This window comes from Allobosea sp. P5_A5 (assembly GCF_056400625.1).
Map to the genome: position 1 here is coordinate 131,006 of NZ_JBFUKY010000010.1, position 17,591 is coordinate 148,596.

The window sequence follows — 17,591 nt, forward strand, 5'->3', positions numbered from 1 at the left end:
GGAAACCGGAACAACAGCACCGGCTCGAACGCGATTGCGGCTCCCCTCGCCGTCCGTTAGATCGATGGCCTGAACATTCCCTTACGGCAGGACATCCTGTGACGAGCCAGTACGAGCGTGACGCTCGCTTCATGCAGAGCGTTCTCGCCGCCTCGAATGATTGCATCAAGGTGCTCGATCTCGACGGCAATCTCACCTTCATGAGCGAAGGCGGAATGCGCGTGATGGAGATCAGCGACTTCAACGCGTTGAAGGGCTGCCCTTGGCCAAGTTTCTGGCAGCGTGAAGGCCACCGGGACGCGGCCTTCGCGATCTCCGAAGCCAAGGCCGGGAGAAGCTACCGCTTCGAGGGTGACGCCGACACCGCGATCGGCAACCCGCGCTACTGGGACGTGCAGGTTTCGCCGATCCTCGGCGCCGACGGCAAGCCGGAAGCGATCCTCTCGGTCTCGCGCGACATCACGGAGCTGCAGCAGGAGCGCGAGAAATATCAGCTCCTGGCGGCGGAACTGAACCACCGCATCAAGAACATGCTCGCGATGGTCCAGGCGATGGTCAACCAGACCCTGCGACTGCATGGCGACGATATCGCGGGCACCAAGGACCATTTGTCCAATCGCATGCGCGCGCTCAGCCAAGCCCAGGACATGCTGATGGTGACCGCCAAAGGCGAGACGACGCTGGGCAAACTAACCTCGACGATCCTGGAGCCTTACGAGCCGGGGAAACGCGTCCACACCGCCGGGCCCGAGGTTCGCCTGGCCTCGCGGGCGGCCATGGCGCTGGCGCTGGCCATCCACGAACTGGCGACCAACGCCCTGAAATACGGCGCCCTGTCGGGCGATGACGGGTCGGTCGATATGCGCTGGAGCACGGACGGGGACCGGTTTCGCCTGAGCTGGACCGAAACCGGCGGGCCGCCCGTTGCGATGCCGACACGGCGCGGCTTTGGATCGCAGGTGATCGAGAAGGCTCTCTCCGGTTATCTCGGTGGCAAATCCAGGATCGACTATCGGCCGGAAGGCGTGGTCGTGACGGTCGATGCTCCGGTCTCGGCCTTGCTCGCGGCGTATTGAGCCGCGTTCCCATCAGCGAGGAAAAACGATGGACGCCAGTATCGAGGCCGTCGAGCGCGCCATCCGGACACGGCGCGCGGTACGCGCCTTTCTGCCGCAGCCGGTCGATACGGCTTTGTTGCACCGCCTGCTCGACCTCGCGGCGCAAGCGCCAAGCGGCACCAATATGCAGCCCTGGCGGGTGCGCGTCATCGGGCCTGAGACGCGGGCACGCCTGGAGAGCGCCCTGCTGGCCGCGGTCGAGAACGGCGAGCGGCCGGGCGCCGAGGAATATCGCTACTACCCCGAGCGCTTGCGCGAGCCTTATCTGTCGCGGCGCCGCAAGGTCGGATGGGATCTTTACGGCCTGCTTGGCATCGCCAAAGGCGATATCGAGGGCATGAAGCGGCAGACGGCCGCCAATCTGCGCTTCTTCGATGCGCCGGTGGCGCTGATGCTCACCATCGACCGCGATCTGGAAATCGGTTCCTGGCTCGATCTCGGCATGTTCATCCAGAACCTGCTGACCGCCGCGCAAGGTCACGGTCTCGATTCTTGTCCGCAGGCGATTTTCGCCCAGTTCCACACCATCGTGCGCCGCGAACTCGCCATTCCCGACCCGGAAATCATCGTCTGCGGCATCGCGCTCGGCAAGCGAGACCCCGACGCCCCGGCGAACCGCCTGGTGCCCGAGCGCGTACCGGCCGAGGCCTTCACCACCTGGCTCGACTGATCGGCGCCGGCAGGGCCGTACCGACGAAAAGCAGGCCTTGCCGCGCTTGACCCAGTCCGAACAGCCATGCCATCCGCTTTCTCGTCGGGACCGAACCCAAAGCTCGTCAGGAACAGACCATGAGCGAAAGCGTCGTCACCGAAACCGTTGCCGCCGGCGTGTTGCAGATCACGATGAACCGGCCGGAGCGCAAGAACGCGCTCGACCGGGCGAGCTATGAAGGGCTGATCGCCGCTTTCGCCGCAGCGGAAGCCGATGCCTCGGTTCGCGTCATTCTCGTGACGGGTGCCGGCGGCTGCTTCACCAGCGGCAACGACATCAAGGATTTCGTCGCCGCCGCCATGGCCGGCGAAGGTCCGCGCATCGCCATCGACTTCCTGCACGCGATCGCAACCGCGAAGAAGCCGGTCGTCGCGGCCGTGGAAGGCTTCGCCGTCGGCATCGGCACGACCATGCTGCTGCATTGCGACCTTGCCTTCGCCGGGCAAGGCGCGACCTTCCGCCTGCCCTTCGTCACGCTCGGCCTCTCCCCGGAAGGTGGATCGAGCCACCTCCTGCCGCTTGTTGCCGGCGCCAAGAAGGCGGCGGAGTTGCTGATGCTGGGCGAGGCCTTCGATGCCGCGACGGCCGCGGAGGCCGGTCTCCTCAACGCGGTCGTCCCGCAAGGCACCGCGCTCGAGCACGCGCTCGCCAAGACCAAGGCCCTGGCCGCGCTGCCGCCTGAATCGCTCGCGCTGACCAAGATGCTGCTGAAGCGCGGCGCGACCGCCACCGTCACCGAGACCATCGAGACCGAGGCCCGTCATTTCGGCGAGCGCATGCGTTCGCCCGAAGCGATGGCGGCCTTCTCGGCTTTCCTGAAAAAATAGCGCTCGGTCAAAGTCCGCACTGGAGCGGAACGACGGCCTGCCCCACGCCCGCCACCACCGCGCCGGTGGTGAGCTCCGGGCCGGGCTGCTGGCTCGGTGCTACCGGAGCTGCGCCGTTGCGCGCCAACAGCGCCGAGATCGCATCGGCGCCCACCAGCGCATAGCGCTTCTGCGGCGTGATGCCGGCAACGAGCGTCCCGGTCGGCTCCGTGGCCACGGCGCCGACGAGCCGGCCCTGGCGGTCGAACACCGGCGCCCCAGCCTGGCCCGGTTGCAGCGGCGCCAGCACCGCCGGTCGACCCGCCATCTCCGCGCTTTCGCCGGACAGCGCCTGGGCCTGTGGCTGGCCGGGGCCGCCAGCGAATGCCACAAGAACCAGCGGTGCTCCGGCTTGCGCGGGGCCACCGAGCAAAACCGGCCTCGCCGAGCCGGCCCCGTCGAGATCGAACACGGCAAGATCGCTGGCGTCGTCCTTTGCGCGCAGCTTCGCATTGCGCCCGCCGATGGTCAGGCTTCGGCAGCCCTCAGCCGGACCGGCCGCGCCGAGGGCAAGCTTGTCGCCGACCAGAAGCGCGACGCCAGACCGGCCAGGCGCGCGCGCCGCCGGCTGGGTCACGGGAGCCGGCGCACCGTTGCCGGCCGGTATCGGCGGCGCGCTTGCAACAACCGGGGCAGAGGTCGGCATCGGGCCGGCAGGGAACGGCTCGAAGCTGCCGGCGATCGCGATGACGAGCTTGTCGACCGTCGCGGCTTGGGCCTTGTCGTAGCCGATCGAGAAGCCGCGCAAACCCTGTGGCCCTGCCGAGAGCCGGCGGTAGAACTTGCCCGTAGGCGTCTCGCCCGTCACCACGAAGAAGTCCGGCCTGAGCAGCTTGTAGGTGATCTTGCGCGGGCTGTTGAGGCTGACGGTGATCGCCTTTTCGAACAACGCGGGCAGATCGTCGCCGGGCGGCGAGGCGGAGGTGTCCAGCGTCACGGTCGCGTCCGCGCTCTGCCAGCGGCTGCCGCCCGCCGGGGTCACATCGCGCTTGGGCAACAGCTTTGTCGGCACGCCGATGCGCGCGCCGGTCTTCTCGTCGGCGATCAGCCGGAAACCGGCAGCGTCCCGTGCGGCCTGCGCGGCCTTCGCCAGCGCTGCCCGTTCCGCTGGCGGCAGCACGCCGTCGGCGGGTCCGCGTCCGCTTTTGAAGCTGTTGATCGCCCTGAACGTCAGCGCGCCGAAAGAGCCGCTGGGCGCGCCGCTGAACCCTCCCGCCCAGATCAGGTCCGATTGGACTGCCTTGCGCTCCGCTTCGGGCAGCGCCTCGAAGCTCGCCTGCGCCGCCGCCATCTGCGGATTGGGGGCGGAGGGCGCCGCCGGTGCAGGGACCTGCGCAAACCCGAGCGAGGGCGGCAGCAGGGCCAGCGTCAGCGCGACGGCACGGACCAGAGCGATGCGTGTGAGACGAACAGGAAAGCGCGGCATGGTCTCGTCCTCGGCGGTGGGCGAAGCTGCCGCATTGAGCGTCAGAACGCGCCGCACCGCAACCTGACGATAGCGCCGACGCCACGGCACTCCCGACCCCACAACACTCCCAATTCCACAAGACTTGCACACAAACCCGGCAGTGATAGCCTGCCGCCGTTTTCGCCCGTTACCTGGCGGACGTCGCGGTCGGGCCTGTTGGCTGATCCGGCCGCCGAGAGGATTGACCATGCCCGCCTTGGCTCGCCTGCTGCTCGCGCTCAGCCTGATTTTCGCGGCCGCTCCCGCCTTCGTCGAGCCCGCCTTGGCCCAGAAGGCCTATGTCCGCAACGATCTCGCGGCGGACGGCACGAGGCTGGAGGAGCGGCTGAAGCGGGAGGTGGCGGCCGGCACGCGCCCGGCGGCCGATCTTGTCCGCACCGGCGAAACGGCACTGGCACGCGGCGACGCCCGCTCGGCCCTGCCGCTGGCCAACGCGGCGATCGTCTCCGATCCCAACAACGCCGCCGGCTGGCGCCTGATGGCGCGCGCCGCGACCGGCATCGAGCCGCGCGATTATCGCGAGCGCTATGAACTGCGCGAGCGGGCCATCGCCGCCGCCTATCTCGCCTATCAGCGCTCGACGAATCGCAACGAAGAAGCCGCCTCGCTCGGCGTGCTGGCCCAGACCTTCGAGAAATACGAGCTTTGGCGTCCGGCCCTGACGACCTATCGGCTGAGCCTCGATCTCGTCGCCAACGCCTCCCTGCAGGGCACTTATGAGGCCCTGCGCGAGAAGCGCGGCTTCCGGCTGGTCTCCAACAAGGTCGATTCGGATGCGGCCAGCCCTCGCGCGTGCTTCGAGTTCTCGGAGGTGCTGGCGCGCGGCCGCGTCGATTTCGCGCCCTATGTCGCGATCTCCGGTGGAAAGGGCGACTTCGCCGTCAGTGCCGAGGACCGCCAGATCTGCGTCGATGGGCTGAAGCACGGCGAGCGCTATGCGATCGTCATCCGCCAGGGCGTTCCCTCCGCCATTCCCGACGAGACGCTGCTGAAATCGGCGGATTACGAAATCTATGTCCGCGACCGCACCCCCTCGGTGCGCTTCACCGGCAAGAACTACGTGCTGCCGCGCACCGGCCAGCAGGGCATTCCGGTCGTCTCCGTCAATGCCCGCCGACTCGATCTTGAAGTGATGCGGATCGGCGATCGCAACCTGATCAACTCGGTCCATTCCGAGGATTTCCTGAGCCAGCTCGGCTCGTGGTCGGCAAAGCAGATCGCCGCCGACAAGGGCCAGAGCGTCTGGACCGGCACGATGGAGGTGAAGTCCGAGCTCAACAAGGACGTGGTCACCGCCTTCCCTGTGGTCGAGGCAGTCGGCGCCTTGAAGCCTGGCGTCTATGTGATGTTCGCCAAGCCTTCGGGCGGTGCGGCGGCACCGGCCACCGGCGACGACAGCGATTCCTCCGATGACGGCTCGACCCGCGCGACGCAGTGGTTCGTCGTCTCCGATCTCGGCCTGACCTCGTTTTCGGGGCCGGACGGCGTGCACGTGCTCGCCCGCTCGCTGGCCGACGCCAAGCCCATCGCCAATGCCGAACTGCGCCTGATCGCGAAGAACAACGAGGTGCTCGGCACCGCGAAGACCGACGCCAACGGTTATGCCCGCTTCGATGCGGGTCTGGCGAAGGGCGAGGGCGGCAATGCGCCGGGCCTCGTCACCGCGGGCCTGGCCGACGATTACGGCTTCCTCGATCTGAAGCAGACCGCCTTCGATCTGTCGGATCGCGGTGTGAAGGGCCGCGTCGCGCCTATCGGGCTCGACGCCTATCTCTATACCGAGCGCGGTGTCTATCGCTCCGGCGAGACCGCCTATCTCACCACTCTGCTCCGTGACGCCAAGGGTGCGGCCGTGACGGGTCTGCCGCTGACGCTGGTGGTCAAGCGCCCTGATGGCGTCGAATATCGCCGACGGCAGGTCGAGGACCAGGGCGCGGGCGGACGCGCCTACTCGATTCCGCTTCTGTCGGGTGCAGCGACCGGCACCTGGCGCGTGCTGGCCTATTCCGACCCCAAGGGCCAACCCATCGGCGAGACCTCCTTCCTTGTCGAGGATTACGTGCCCGAGCGGCTGGAGCTGACACTGACGCCGAAGGCGCCGCTGCTCCAGGCCGGCGAGCCGGCGGAGCTGAACGTCGCCGCCCGCTATCTGTATGGCGCGCCAGGCTCCGCGCTCGACGTCACCGGTTCGATGACGCTGCGTGCCGCGAGCCAGAGCGCCATTCCGGGGTTCAAGGACTATCAGGTCGGCCTCACCGACGAGAGCTTCGACCCCGTCCAGACCGAGTTCGAGGAGAGCGCCACCACAGACGCCGCCGGCAAGGCGACGATCGCCAACCCGGTTCAGCAGGCCGACACCAACCGCCCGCTCGAGGTCGAGATGACCGTGCGCGTCGGCGAGCCCGGCGGGCGGGCCATCGCGCGCTCCGTCACCGTGCCGATCGTGCCCAAGAGCGCGGCCATCGGCGTGCGCAAGGCGTTCAAGGACGGAGATCTCGGCAACGGCCAGACCGCGAGTTTCGACGTCATCATGGCGAGCGGCGACGGGAAGCGCATCGCACGGCCGGGCGTCAAATGGGTGCTGTCGAAGGTGCGCCGCAACTATCAGTGGTTCTTCCAGGACGGCCGCTGGAACTATGAGGGCGTCAGCACCACGCGACGCGTCTCGGACGGCGAAATCGCGGTGTCCGCGACGGAGCCGGCCAAGATCGCCGCGCCCGTCGAATGGGGTAACTACCGCCTCGACGTGACCTCGGACGGCACTGACGAGGCCGCGACCGCGATCTCCTTCAGCATCGGCTACGAGAGCGACAAGACGGCCGACACCCCGGACGTGCTCGATGTCGCGCTGGACAAGGCAGCTTACGCCGATGGCGAGAGCCTGCAGGTCCGCCTCTCGCCGCGTTTCACCGGCAAGGCGACGCTCGCGGTCATCACCGACAAGGTCGCCGATCTGCGCACCATCGACATCGCTGAAGGAGGCACCACCGCTTCCATTCCGGTGAAGGCGGAATGGGGCGCCAGCGCCTATCTCGTCGTGCTCGCGCATCGGCCGATGGACACCGCCGCCAAGCGGCTGCCCGGCCGCGCCATCGGCCTGTCCTGGTTCCAGATCGGCAAGGAACAGCGCACGCTGAGCGTCGATCTCGGCGCGCCCAAGCTGGTCCGCCCGCTGACCACGCTCTCCCTGCCGGTGAAGCTCACCGGGCTGAAATCTGGCGAGGAGGCCTATGTCACGGTGGCCGCCGTCGATGTCGGCATCCTCAACCTGACCCGCTATGAAAGTCCCGATCCAAGCACGTTCTTCTTTGGCCAGCGCCAGCTCGGACATGATCTGCGTGATCTCTACGGCTATCTGATCGACGGCATGCAGGGCGTGCGCGGTACGATCCGCAGCGGCGGCGACGCCGCCCCGCAGCTCGACGGTGAAAAGCCGACGCAGGAGCCGCTTGCCCGCTATTCCGGCGTGGTCAAAGTGGGGCCTGACGGCACGGCCAAGGTCGATTTCGAGCTGCCGGCCTTCAACGGTACGGTGCGCGTCATGGGCGTCGCCTGGTCGGCCGGGCGCACCGGTCAGGCCAGCGCGGACGTGATCGTCCGCGATCAGGTGGTGGCGCAGGCAACACTGCCACGCTTCCTCGCCATCGGCGACCAGTCGCGCTTCTTCCTTCAGGTCGACAACGTCGAGGGGCCGGCCGGCGCCTACACCGTCGATCTCGACGTGAAGGGGCCGGTGCTGGTCGCGGCCGACGCGACGCGCCGCACGGTGCAGATGGCCGCCGGCGCGAAGACGCAGATGACGATCCCGGTCACCGCAGCCGGCCTCGGCCGCGCCGAATTCGACGTGCGCGTGTCAGGGCCGAACGGAATCGGCACGCTCCAGAACCTCGCAGTTCAGGTGAAGCCCTCGGCCGCGACGCTGGCGCGCCGCATCGTCCGCTCGATCCTCGGCAATGGCGGCGCCGTCACCGTTTCGGCCGATCTGTTGGCCGATCTCGTACCGGGCTCGGGGCAGGTCTCGGTTTCGGTGTCGCCCTTCGGCTCGCTCGACGTGCCGGCCCTGCTCAAGGCTCTCGACCGCTACCCTTATGGCTGCACCGAGCAGACTGTCTCGCGCGCGCTGCCGCTGCTGGCGGTGAACCAGCTGGCCTCGATGGAAAGCCTCGCGCTCGACGACAAGGCCGATGAGCGCGTGCAGAACGCGATCGAGCGTGTGCTGGCCCGCCAAGGCGGCAACGGCTCGTTCGGGCTGTGGAGCGTCGGCGGAGACGACCTCTGGCTCGATGCCTTCGTCGCCGACTTCCTGACGCGGGCCCGCGAAAAGCAGTTCGCTGTGCCGCCTATCGCGTTCAACATGGCGCTGGACCGGTTGCGCAACCAGGTCGTCAACACCGGCGACATCAACAAGGAGGAGGCGGCCGGCATTGCCTATGCGCTCTATGTGCTGGCTCGCAACGGCCGGCCGGTGATGGGCGATCTGCGCTACCTCGCCGACAACAAGCTCGGCGATTTCGGGACGCCCCTCGCCCGCGCCCAGATCGGCGCTGCGCTCTCGGCACTGGGCGACCGCACGCGCGGCCGCGCCGCCTTCGGCAGCGCGCTCGGCCTGTTGCAGCAGGCGAGCGATGACGGTCTCTCGCGCCCCGATTACGGCTCCCGCCTGCGCGACGGCGCCGGCGTGCTGGCGCTGATCGCGGAGTCCAATGGCGAGCGGGCCGACATCTCCCGCGCCGTCTCGCTGCTCGACGCCACCCGCAACAGCGCCCGCTACAATTACACCTCGACTCAGGAGCAGATGTGGATGGTGCTGGCGGCGCAAGCCATGGCCAAGGAAGCCGACGGCATGACGCTGACCGTCGACGGCGCAGCCCGCAAGGGCGCGCTCTACCGTACGCTGAGTGCCGAAGCGCTGGAGGCCAAGCCACTGACCATCGCCAATCCCGGCAGCGCCAACGCCCAAGCCGTCATCACCGTCGCCGGCATCCCCACCACGCCGGAGCCGGCGCTGAACCAGGGCTTCGGGCTTGAACGCGTGATCTACACGATGAAGGGGGAGCGGGCCGATCCCGCCCGCCTGCGCCAGAACGAGCGCTATGTCGTGGCGCTGACGGTGACGGAGCCTGCCCCACGCTTCGGTCGGCTGCTGCTGGTCGACCCCGTGCCGGCCGGGCTGGAAATCGAGAACGCCAACCTGACCGAAGGCGCCTCGACCGCAGGGCTCGACTGGCTGAAGCAGGAGGTCTCCCCGGTTCACACCGAAGCCCGCGACGATCGCTATGTCGCTGCCTTCGAGCGCACCGGCGCCAAGACTGAAAAGCCGGCCTACACCGTCGCCTATATCGCGCGGGCCGTCTCGCCCGGACGTTACGTCTCGCCCGCCGCCGTGATCGAGGACATGTACCGGCCAGACCGTTTCGGCCGGACAGGCTTTGGCACGGTGGAGATCAGCTCGGCGCGGTGAGGTTCACATGGGTCAGGGTTTGTTCCCCGTCATGCTCGGCCTTGTGCCGAGCATCCACGTCTTGAACACCGCCCTCGCTCAGGGAAGACGTGGATGGTCGGGACAAGCCCGACCATGACGACGAGGTTGTCGACTCTTATCCGAAATGGCTTTGCCGGCCCTCTTTCAGTTTTGAGCGGCGAAGGGAAGCGGCGGCCACGCTTTCGCAAACTGAAGGTCGCCGCCGGTGCCTGCGCGCTTGTCGTCGTCATCACAGCGACCGCCCTCACCCTCTACATCCGCGCCCTCCCCCCGCTCGATCTCGCCCCGGCGGCCGATCGCTCGACCGTGGTGCTCGACCGCGAAGGCAAGCTCCTGCGCCCCTTTCTCACCGCAGACGGCCGCTGGAAGCTCCCCGTCACCTCCGACGAGGTCGATCCGCGCTATCTCGCCATGCTCAAGGCCTATGAGGACAAGCGTTTCGACAGTCATCATGGCATCGACCCGCTCGGCCTGCTCCGCGCTGCCGGCCAGATGTTGCGCCACGGCCGGGTCATCTCCGGCGGCTCGACGCTGACCATGCAGGTCGCGCGCCTGCTGGAGCCGCAGGACAACCGAACCCTGCTCGCCAAGCTCAGGCAGGCGGTGCGGGCCGTCGAGCTGGAGCGGCGCTTCGACAAGGCGCAGATCCTCGATCTCTACCTCAACCTCGCGCCTTTCGGCGGCAATCTCGAAGGCGTGCGCGCCGCGAGCTTCGCCTGGTTCGGCAAGGAGCCGAAGCGGCTTTCGACGGCGGAGGCCGCGCTGCTCGTAGCCCTGCCGCAATCGCCCGAGACGCGCCGGCCAGACCGCTTCGTGCAAGCCGCAAGAAAGGCCCGCGCCCGCGTGCTGGCCCGTGTCGAGAGGGCCGGCCTCGCCACGCCAGGCGAAGTCGCTGCCGCGCGGGACGAGGATATCCCGACCGAGCGTAAGCCCTTCCCCAATCTCAGCCCTTATGTCGCCGAGCAGGTGGTGGCGGAGGCGCCGTCCCAACGCGTTCATCGCCTTGCGCTCGACGCCCGCTTGCAGAAGAGCCTGGAGGGACTAGCCCGCGAGCGCAGCCTGGGTCTCAATCCCCAAGTCTCGATCGCGATGATCGCCGTCGACAACGAGACCGGCGAGGTCCGCGCCTCGGTCGGAGGCGTCGATTATTTCGCTGCCGAGCGGGCCGGCTCGCTCGACCTTACCCGCGCTTTGCGCTCGCCCGGCTCGGCGCTCAAACCTTTCATTTATGCGCTCGCCTTCGACAACGGCATCGCCCATCCCGAGACGATGCTGGAGGACAGGCCGGCCCGCTTCGGTTCTTACGTGCCGGAGAATTTCGACAGGGGCTTCCAGGGCATGGTCAGCGCCCGCAAGGCGTTGCAGCTTTCGTTGAACGTGCCGACGGTCGAGCTGCTGTCTGCTCTCGGCCCGCAGCGCTTCCTGACGCGACTGCGCGATGCCGGCCTCTCGCTCGCCATGCCCAAGGAAGGCGGCGCGCCCGGCCTCGCGGTCGGGCTCGGCGGATTGGGCATTACCTTGCAGGATCTGACGCGCGGCTATGTCGGGCTGGCGCGCAGGGGGAAGATGACAGAGCTCAAGTTTAGGCTCGGCGATCCTCAGGATGAGGGCTCATCGAAACGCTTCGTTACCCCCGTCGCCGCCTGGTACGTCGCCGACACGCTGCTCGGCGCGCCGCCGCCGCTCAACGCCGTGCCCGGCCGCATCGCCTACAAGACCGGCACCTCCTACGGTTATCGCGACGCCTGGGCGGTCGGGTTCGACCGCACGCACACCATCGGAGTCTGGGTCGGGCGTGCCGATAACGGCGCTGTGCCGGGGCTGGTCGGGCGGGTGGTCGCAGCCCCGATCCTGTTCGATGCCTTTGCCCGGCTCGGCATCGACCCGCGGCCCTTCCCGCAGCCGGCCGACGCCATCGTCGCCAGCACGAACCATCTGCCGCCGCCGCTCCGCCATCTGCGGCAGGACGTGCCGAAAACCGTCGCCGCGATCGCGACGCCGACGCTGCGCCTCGCCTTTCCGCCGGACGGGGCGCGCATCGACCTCTCGGCCGCGAGTCTCGAAGGGCAAAGCCAGCTCAGCCTGAAGGCGGCCGGCGGCTCACCGCCTTATACCTGGCTGGTCGACGGCGCCCCCATCACCGCGCCCTTGCTCCGCCGCGAAGCGCAATGGGCCCCGCCCGGCAAGGGCTTCATGCGGATCTCGGTGGTGGACGGCAGCGGCGCGAGTGAGAGCGTCTCGGTGCGGCTGCAGTAGCCAGCGGCCCGACTCACCCAAACCGCCATTCGGGCGCAGGATAGGCCTGGCGTCCAGAAGCGGGGATCAGTTTTGCGGGAAATGTTGACCCGTCATGCTCGCCCTTGTGGCGAGCATCCACGTCGTGAACACAGCGCTCGACCAGCAAAGACGTGGATGGTCGGCACAAGGCCGATCATGACACGTATGGGTCGCGGGCTTATTCCGCCGGCGCGGGGTGAGCCGCTTGCGCCCCGTGCCCGGCCTCATGCGCGCCCTGCCGCGAACCATGCGTCTTGCGCGCCAGATAGCTGTAGGCCACGGGCACGACATAGAGCGTGAGCAGCGTGCCGAAGGTCATGCCGCCGACGATGACCCAGCCGATCTGCGAGCGGCTTTCCGCACCCGCACCGTGCGCGATGGCCAGCGGAACGGCGCCCAGCACCATCGCGCCTGTGGTCATCAGGATCGGCCGCAAGCGCAGTTCCGCGGCTTCGATGAGGGCGTCGACGATCTCCTTGCCCTCTTCGCGCAGCTGGTTGGTGAATTCGAGGATCAGAATGCCGTGCTTGGTGATGAGGCCGACGAGCGTAATCAGCCCGATCTGGCTGTAAACGTTCATCGTGCCGCCGCTGTAATACAGCGCGGCGAGCGCCCCCGTCAGCGAGAGCGGCACCGAGACCATGATCACCACAGGATCGACGAAGCTCTCGAACTGCGCCGCCAGCACCAGATAAATGAAGCCCAGCGCCAGCAGGAAGACCACGAAGATGCTCGCGCCCGACTGCTTGAACTCACGGCTCTGGCCGGAATAATCCACCTGCACCGTCGGCGGCAGCACGCGCGCGGTCGCGTCCTCCAGAACTTTAAGCGCATCGCCGAGCGAATAGCCCGGCGCCGGGATCGCGGTCAGCGTCGCCGAGCGCAGCTGATTGAAGCGGATCAGCTCCTTCGGCGCGACGCCCTCGTCGATCTTGACGAGGCTCGAGAGCTGCACGACGGCGCCGTTGCGCCCGACCAGATAGATCGACTGCAGCGCCTGAGGCGTGTTGCGCTCGCTGCCGGCGACTTGCAGCACCACGTCGTATTGCTTGCTGTTCATGTTGAAGCGCGTGACCTGGCGCCCGCCCAGCAGCGTCTCCATCGTGCGGCCGATCACATCGACGCCGACGCCGAGATCGGCAGCCCGCTGCCGGTCGATCGTCACCTTGATCTGCGGCTTGTCGAGGATGAGGTTGGTCTCGATATTGGTCAGCACCGGCGAGTTTGCGACCTCCGCCAGGAGCAGGTCGACATAAGCCTTGATCTGCTCATAGGGCTCCGAAGAGCGCAGCACGAACTCGACCGGCTTGCTGTTGGCCCCGCCCTGACCGAGCGAGGGCGGGTTGGTCGCGAACAGGCGGATGCCGGGGATCTGCGACAACTCGCGCGTGATCTGGGCGGCAAGGTCCTGCTGCTTGCGCTCGCGCTCTTCCCACGGCTTCAGCCGCGCAAAGGCGATGGCGCGCGTCACGTCGGGGAAGCCGACGATGACGAGCGAGCTCTCGACCTCCTGGATCTTGCTGAAGAACTGCTCGACCTGCCGGGCGTAATCGGCGGTGAAGGCAAGCGTCGCCCCTTCCGGCGCCACGCCAATGACGTTGATGGTGCCGCGATCCTCGACCGGAGAAAGCTCCGAGCGCAGATGCGTGAAGTAGTAATAGCCGGCGCCGGCCACGCCCACCGCCAGCAGCACGACCAGCGGGCGCATGGACAACGCGCCCCTGAGCGAGGCGCGGTAACCGCGCGAAAGCCCGTTGAAGCCGCGCTCCAGCACGTTGAACAGCCAGCCGTGATTTTCATGGTGGCGCAAAAGCTTGGCGCACATCATCGGCGTCAGCGTCAGCGCGACGAAGCCCGAGACCAGCACGGCGCCGGCCAGCGTCAGCGCGAATTCGATGAAGAGCTTGCCGGTGCGCCCGGTCGAGAACGCCATCGGCGCATAGACCGCCACCAGCGTCAGCGTCATCGCGATCACCGCAAAGGCGATCTCGTTGATGCCGCGAACCGCGGCCTGCGTCGGCTTCACGCCGTCCTCGATATGCCGGTGGACGTTCTCCAGAACGACGATGGCGTCGTCGACGACGAGACCGATGGCCAGCACCATCGAGAGCAGGGTCAGCGTGTTGACGGTGAAGCCGAGCGCATACATCAGCGCGAAGGCGCCGATCAGCGACACGGGAATCGTCACCAGCGGGATCAGCGTCGCGCGGAACGAGCGCAGGAAGACGAAGATGATCAGCACGACCAGGCCGACCGCCTCGAGGATCGTCTGGTAGACCGCCTTGATGGAGCGGTCGATGAAGATCGAGGTGTCGTAGGAGGGTTCCAGCGACATGCCGTCCGGCAGATCCTCGACGATGCCGGGCAGCGCGTCGCGGATGCCGGAGGAGACGTCGAGGGGGTTCGCCGTCGCCTGCTTGACGATGCCGACCGTCACCGAGGGCTTGCCGTTGAACCAGGCCGCGTTGCGCTCCTCGCGCGCGCCGAGCTCGACCTTGGCGAGGTCCTTGATCTTGACCGAGAAGCCATTGGCGTCCTTGACCACGATCTCGCTGAACTGCTCCGGCGTGGTCAGGCTGGTCTGGGAGAGCACGGTGAATTCGCGGTCGCTGCTCTCGATCCGGCCCGAGGGAATCTCGACGTTCTGYGCCTTGACCGCCGCCTCGATCTCCTGGACCGTGACGTTGTAGGCCGACATGCGCGAGCGATCTAGCCATATCCGCATCGCGAACTGACGCTGCCCGATGATGCGGACTTCCGCCACGCCGGTGATGTTCTGCACCCGCTCGGCGATGAAGCGGTCGGCGAAATCCGTCAGCTCCAGCGGGCTGTGCCGCGTGCTGGTCAGCGAGAGATAGAGGATCGGCTGCGCGTCGGCCTCGACCTTGGCGATGATCGGCTCGTCGATCTCGTCGGGCATGCGCCCGCGCACCCGGCCGACACGGTCGCGCACATCGGAGGCCGCGACGTCGGGGTCGACATCCGGGCGGAAGCGCACGGAAATCTGGCTGCGCTCCTGCCGGCTGGTCGAGGAGATAATCTCGATGCCTTCGATGCCGGCAATCGAATTCTCGAGGATCTGTGTGACCTGCGTCTCGATGATCTCGGCCGAGGCGCCGCGATAGGTTGTCTGCACCGAGACGATCGGCTCGTCGATATTCGGATATTCGCGCACCGTCAGCCGTCCATAGCTGACGATGCCGACCAGCATCACCAGCAGGCTCAGCACCGTCGAGAGAACGGGCCGGCGGACGAAAAGCTCGAAACCGCCCATCAGAGCTGGCTCGTGCGGACGATGGAATCCTTGACCGCGATGGTGGCGCCGTCGCGCAGGCGCATCTGGCCGGCGGTCACGATCTGCATGCCGGGCTTCAGCCCGCCGATGACCTCGACCTTGCCGGGCAGGCGCTTGCCGAGTTCGACGGGCACGCGGCGCGCTTTGCCGTTCTCGGCGACGTAGATCATCTTGCCGATACCGTCCGGCACCACCGCCATTTCGGGCACGACGATGGCGTTCTCGCGGCTGTCGATGACGATCGAGAGCCGCGCGAACAGGCCGGGCTTCAGGCTGAGATCGGCATTGGGCACGGTGGCGCGCAGGCGGATGGCGCGGCCGTTGACATCGACGACCGGGTCGATGGCGAAGATCTGCCCGGTGAAGGCGCGGTCCGGCGCGGCATCGATCCGCACCTGCACAGGCTGGCCGGTCTTAACGCGGGCAAGATAGATTTCCGGCACGCGGAAGTCGATCTTGATCGGGTCGATATTGGTCAGGGTGATCAGCGTCTTGCCGACCGGCACATAATCGCCGACGCCGACTGAGCGCAGGCCGACGACGCCGCTGAACGGCGCCACGAGCGTCGATTGCGCCAGCTTCGCCTTGCCGAGCTGGAGCCGCGCCTCGCTGGAGGCGAGCCGCGCGGTGGATTCGTCGAGCGCGACCTGCGTGCCCGAGCCGCGCGCAACCAGCCCCTTGAGCCGCTCGTTGGTGTCGCGCGCCAGGCCGAGATCGGCCATGGCCTGCTTCAATTCGGCGTCGAGAATGGCGGTATCCAGCTTGACCAGTTCCTGCCCCGCCTTGACGCGCTCGCCCTCCTTGAAGCCGAGCGCGACGACGCGGCCGGCGATTTCCGGTGCGATCACGATGGACTCGTCGGCCGCCAGCGTGCCCAGCGCCTCGACCTCTTCCTTCACGGTTATCAGCTCGACGGCGGCGACCTCGACCGGGATGGCGCGGGGCGCAGCCGGAGCACTGGCCCGGGCCGGCTCGCCCCCGGCCAGATAGTGCCGATAGCCGTAATATCCGCCACCTGCGAGGCCAGCGACCAGGAGGAGGAGAACAAACCGCTTCATCGGGACATCGGCTCCATGACGTTGGATTAGTCTTATCTGGAACGATCCACCCGACCAGATGCGCAAGCGCCACATACGCCCGGAAATGGACGGTTTTGAATCAATCCGGCGCTGGCCTTAGCGTTTCCGGCACCGATGCAAGATGCCTGCCGGCCATCCCTGTCATCGGCTGCATGTGGCTCGCACAGCGCAGGCCCCAACGAACGAGACCCTGTCAGGCTTGCCGAAACCGCTCTGTATCCTGCCGTCGGCGGAGCCGGCATCCAAGGCCTATTCGCGGAACTCACGAAAACGTTGGCTCCGTGCCTGCGCCGCACGCGGGACGGGAAGCAGGTCTTGCGCCCGTCATGCGGCCGTCATCTGCCGCGCCTAGCAGTCACCGCATGCAAGGGCCGTGGCCGGGTTAAATCCGGTGGCGGGCCATGCCTCGCCCTGTCCGGGATCGCCTCATGCTGCGTATCGAAGGCCTGACCAAGCGCTTCGGCGACAAGAACGCCGTCGACAACGTCTCGCTCTCGATTCCCAAGGGCGAGATGGTCGGCGTCATAGGTCGCTCCGGAGCCGGCAAATCGACGCTGCTGCGGATGCTGAACCGCCTCGCCGAGCCGAGCGCCGGGCGCATCATCAGCGAGGACCGCAACGTGACGGCGCTCAAGGGCGCCGATCTGCGGCGATGGCGCCGCGACACCGCGATGATCTTCCAGCAGTTCAACCTCGTCGGACGCCTCGACGTGCTGACCAACGTCCTGCTCGGCCGTCTCAACCACCGTTCGCCGGCGCTGACGCTGGTGAAGAGCTTCTCCGAGGACGACAAGGTCCGCGCCATCGCCGCACTCGAGCGGCTCGACATGGGCCATCTGCTGGCGCAGCGCGCCGAAACCCTCTCCGGCGGGCAGCAGCAGCGCGTCGCCATCGCCCGAGCGCTGGTGCAGGAGCCGCGCATCATCCTCGCCGATGAGCCGATCGCCTCGCTCGACCCGCGCAACACCCAGGTTGTGATGGACGCGCTGTTCCGCATCAATCGCGAGGACGGCATCACCGTGATGTGCAACCTGCACGACCTCGACATCGCCGCGAAGTATTGCGACCGGCTGATCGGCATGGCCGGCGGCAAGGTCGTGTTCGACGACGTGCCCCAGGCGCTGACCCGCGAGGTCGCCGCCGAGCTTTACGGCATCGAGGCCAAGGACGCCGGCGCAGAGGCGCTGGATGCGCTCGACGCCATCGTCTCCTCCGAAGCCATGCGCGCCAAGCGCGAAAAGATCGCCTGACCGGCCGCGCCCGCGCCGCCCAGACGAGCCTGCCCGACTACGAA

9 protein-coding genes are annotated in these 17,591 nt (G+C 67.5%); 6 read left to right on the top strand and 3 right to left on the bottom strand.

The features are described from left to right. Positions 1–98: 98 nt before the first annotated feature. The 3 genes from AC1DR6_RS18620 to AC1DR6_RS18630 all read left to right on the top strand — a co-directional run bounded on the left by AC1DR6_RS18620 (position 99) and on the right by AC1DR6_RS18630 (position 2,657). Positions 99–1,076: a sensor histidine kinase gene (locus AC1DR6_RS18620; RefSeq protein ID WP_476830750.1), complete on the top strand. Its 978-nt coding sequence runs from the start codon at positions 99–101 to the stop codon at positions 1,074–1,076. A gap of 28 nt (positions 1,077–1,104) precedes the next feature. Then, a complete protein-coding gene (locus tag AC1DR6_RS18625) occupies positions 1,105–1,788 on the top strand; it encodes a nitroreductase (protein WP_476830751.1) in 684 nt (227 codons plus the stop codon). Positions 1,789–1,907: 119 nt separating this feature from the next. Next, a complete protein-coding gene (locus AC1DR6_RS18630) occupies positions 1,908–2,657 on the top strand; it encodes an enoyl-CoA hydratase-related protein (protein WP_476830752.1) in 750 nt (249 codons plus the stop codon). A 7-nt stretch (positions 2,658–2,664) separates the two neighbouring features. Here the strand turns inward: AC1DR6_RS18630 and AC1DR6_RS18635 are convergent, their stop codons facing one another. Beyond that, positions 2,665–4,122 (bottom strand): S1 family peptidase, encoded by a 1,458-nt coding sequence (locus AC1DR6_RS18635; RefSeq protein WP_476830753.1) that lies wholly within the window; start codon positions 4,120–4,122, stop codon positions 2,665–2,667. 229 nt (positions 4,123–4,351) lie between these two features. On the opposite strand from AC1DR6_RS18635, the gene AC1DR6_RS18640 reads away from it, so the two are divergent. Both AC1DR6_RS18640 and pbpC read left to right on the top strand, forming a co-directional pair. Further along, positions 4,352–9,625, top strand: coding sequence for an alpha-2-macroglobulin family protein (locus AC1DR6_RS18640; protein ID WP_476830754.1), 5,274 nt, complete (start codon positions 4,352–4,354; stop codon positions 9,623–9,625). 114 nt (positions 9,626–9,739) lie between these two features. Next, a complete protein-coding gene (pbpC, locus tag AC1DR6_RS18645) occupies positions 9,740–11,902 on the top strand; it encodes a penicillin-binding protein 1C (RefSeq protein ID WP_476830755.1) in 2,163 nt (720 codons plus the stop codon). Between the two features lie 199 nt (positions 11,903–12,101). Here pbpC and AC1DR6_RS18650 read toward each other — a convergent pair whose 3' ends face one another. Then, positions 12,102–15,197 (bottom strand): efflux RND transporter permease subunit, encoded by a 3,096-nt coding sequence (locus AC1DR6_RS18650; protein ID WP_476830756.1) that lies wholly within the window; start codon positions 15,195–15,197, stop codon positions 12,102–12,104. Continuing rightward, a complete protein-coding gene (locus AC1DR6_RS18655) occupies positions 15,197–16,276 on the bottom strand; it encodes an efflux RND transporter periplasmic adaptor subunit (RefSeq protein WP_476830757.1) in 1,080 nt (359 codons plus the stop codon). The genes AC1DR6_RS18650 and AC1DR6_RS18655 overlap by 1 nt, the downstream gene beginning before the upstream one ends. A gap of 449 nt (positions 16,277–16,725) precedes the next feature. Between AC1DR6_RS18655 and phnC the strand changes: the two genes are divergently transcribed. Continuing rightward, positions 16,726–17,547: a phosphonate ABC transporter ATP-binding protein gene (phnC, locus tag AC1DR6_RS18660; RefSeq protein ID WP_476830758.1), complete on the top strand. Its 822-nt coding sequence runs from the start codon at positions 16,726–16,728 to the stop codon at positions 17,545–17,547. The last annotated feature ends 44 nt before the right edge of the window (positions 17,548–17,591 follow it).

Excerpts from the sequence above, each read along its gene's own strand:
- AC1DR6_RS18625 (WP_476830751.1), top strand. The coding sequence starts at position 1,105 with ATGGACGCCAGTATCGAGGCCGTCGAGCGCGCCATCCGGACACGGCGC.
- pbpC (WP_476830755.1), top strand. The coding sequence starts at position 9,740 with ATGACGACGAGGTTGTCGACTCTTATCCGAAATGGCTTTGCCGGCCCT.
- AC1DR6_RS18655 (WP_476830757.1), bottom strand. The coding sequence starts at position 16,276 with ATGAAGCGGTTTGTTCTCCTCCTCCTGGTCGCTGGCCTCGCAGGTGGC.
- AC1DR6_RS18640 (WP_476830754.1), top strand. The coding sequence starts at position 4,352 with ATGCCCGCCTTGGCTCGCCTGCTGCTCGCGCTCAGCCTGATTTTCGCG.
- AC1DR6_RS18635 (WP_476830753.1), bottom strand. The coding sequence starts at position 4,122 with ATGCCGCGCTTTCCTGTTCGTCTCACACGCATCGCTCTGGTCCGTGCC.
- phnC (WP_476830758.1), top strand. The coding sequence starts at position 16,726 with ATGCTGCGTATCGAAGGCCTGACCAAGCGCTTCGGCGACAAGAACGCC.
- AC1DR6_RS18630 (WP_476830752.1), top strand. The coding sequence starts at position 1,908 with ATGAGCGAAAGCGTCGTCACCGAAACCGTTGCCGCCGGCGTGTTGCAG.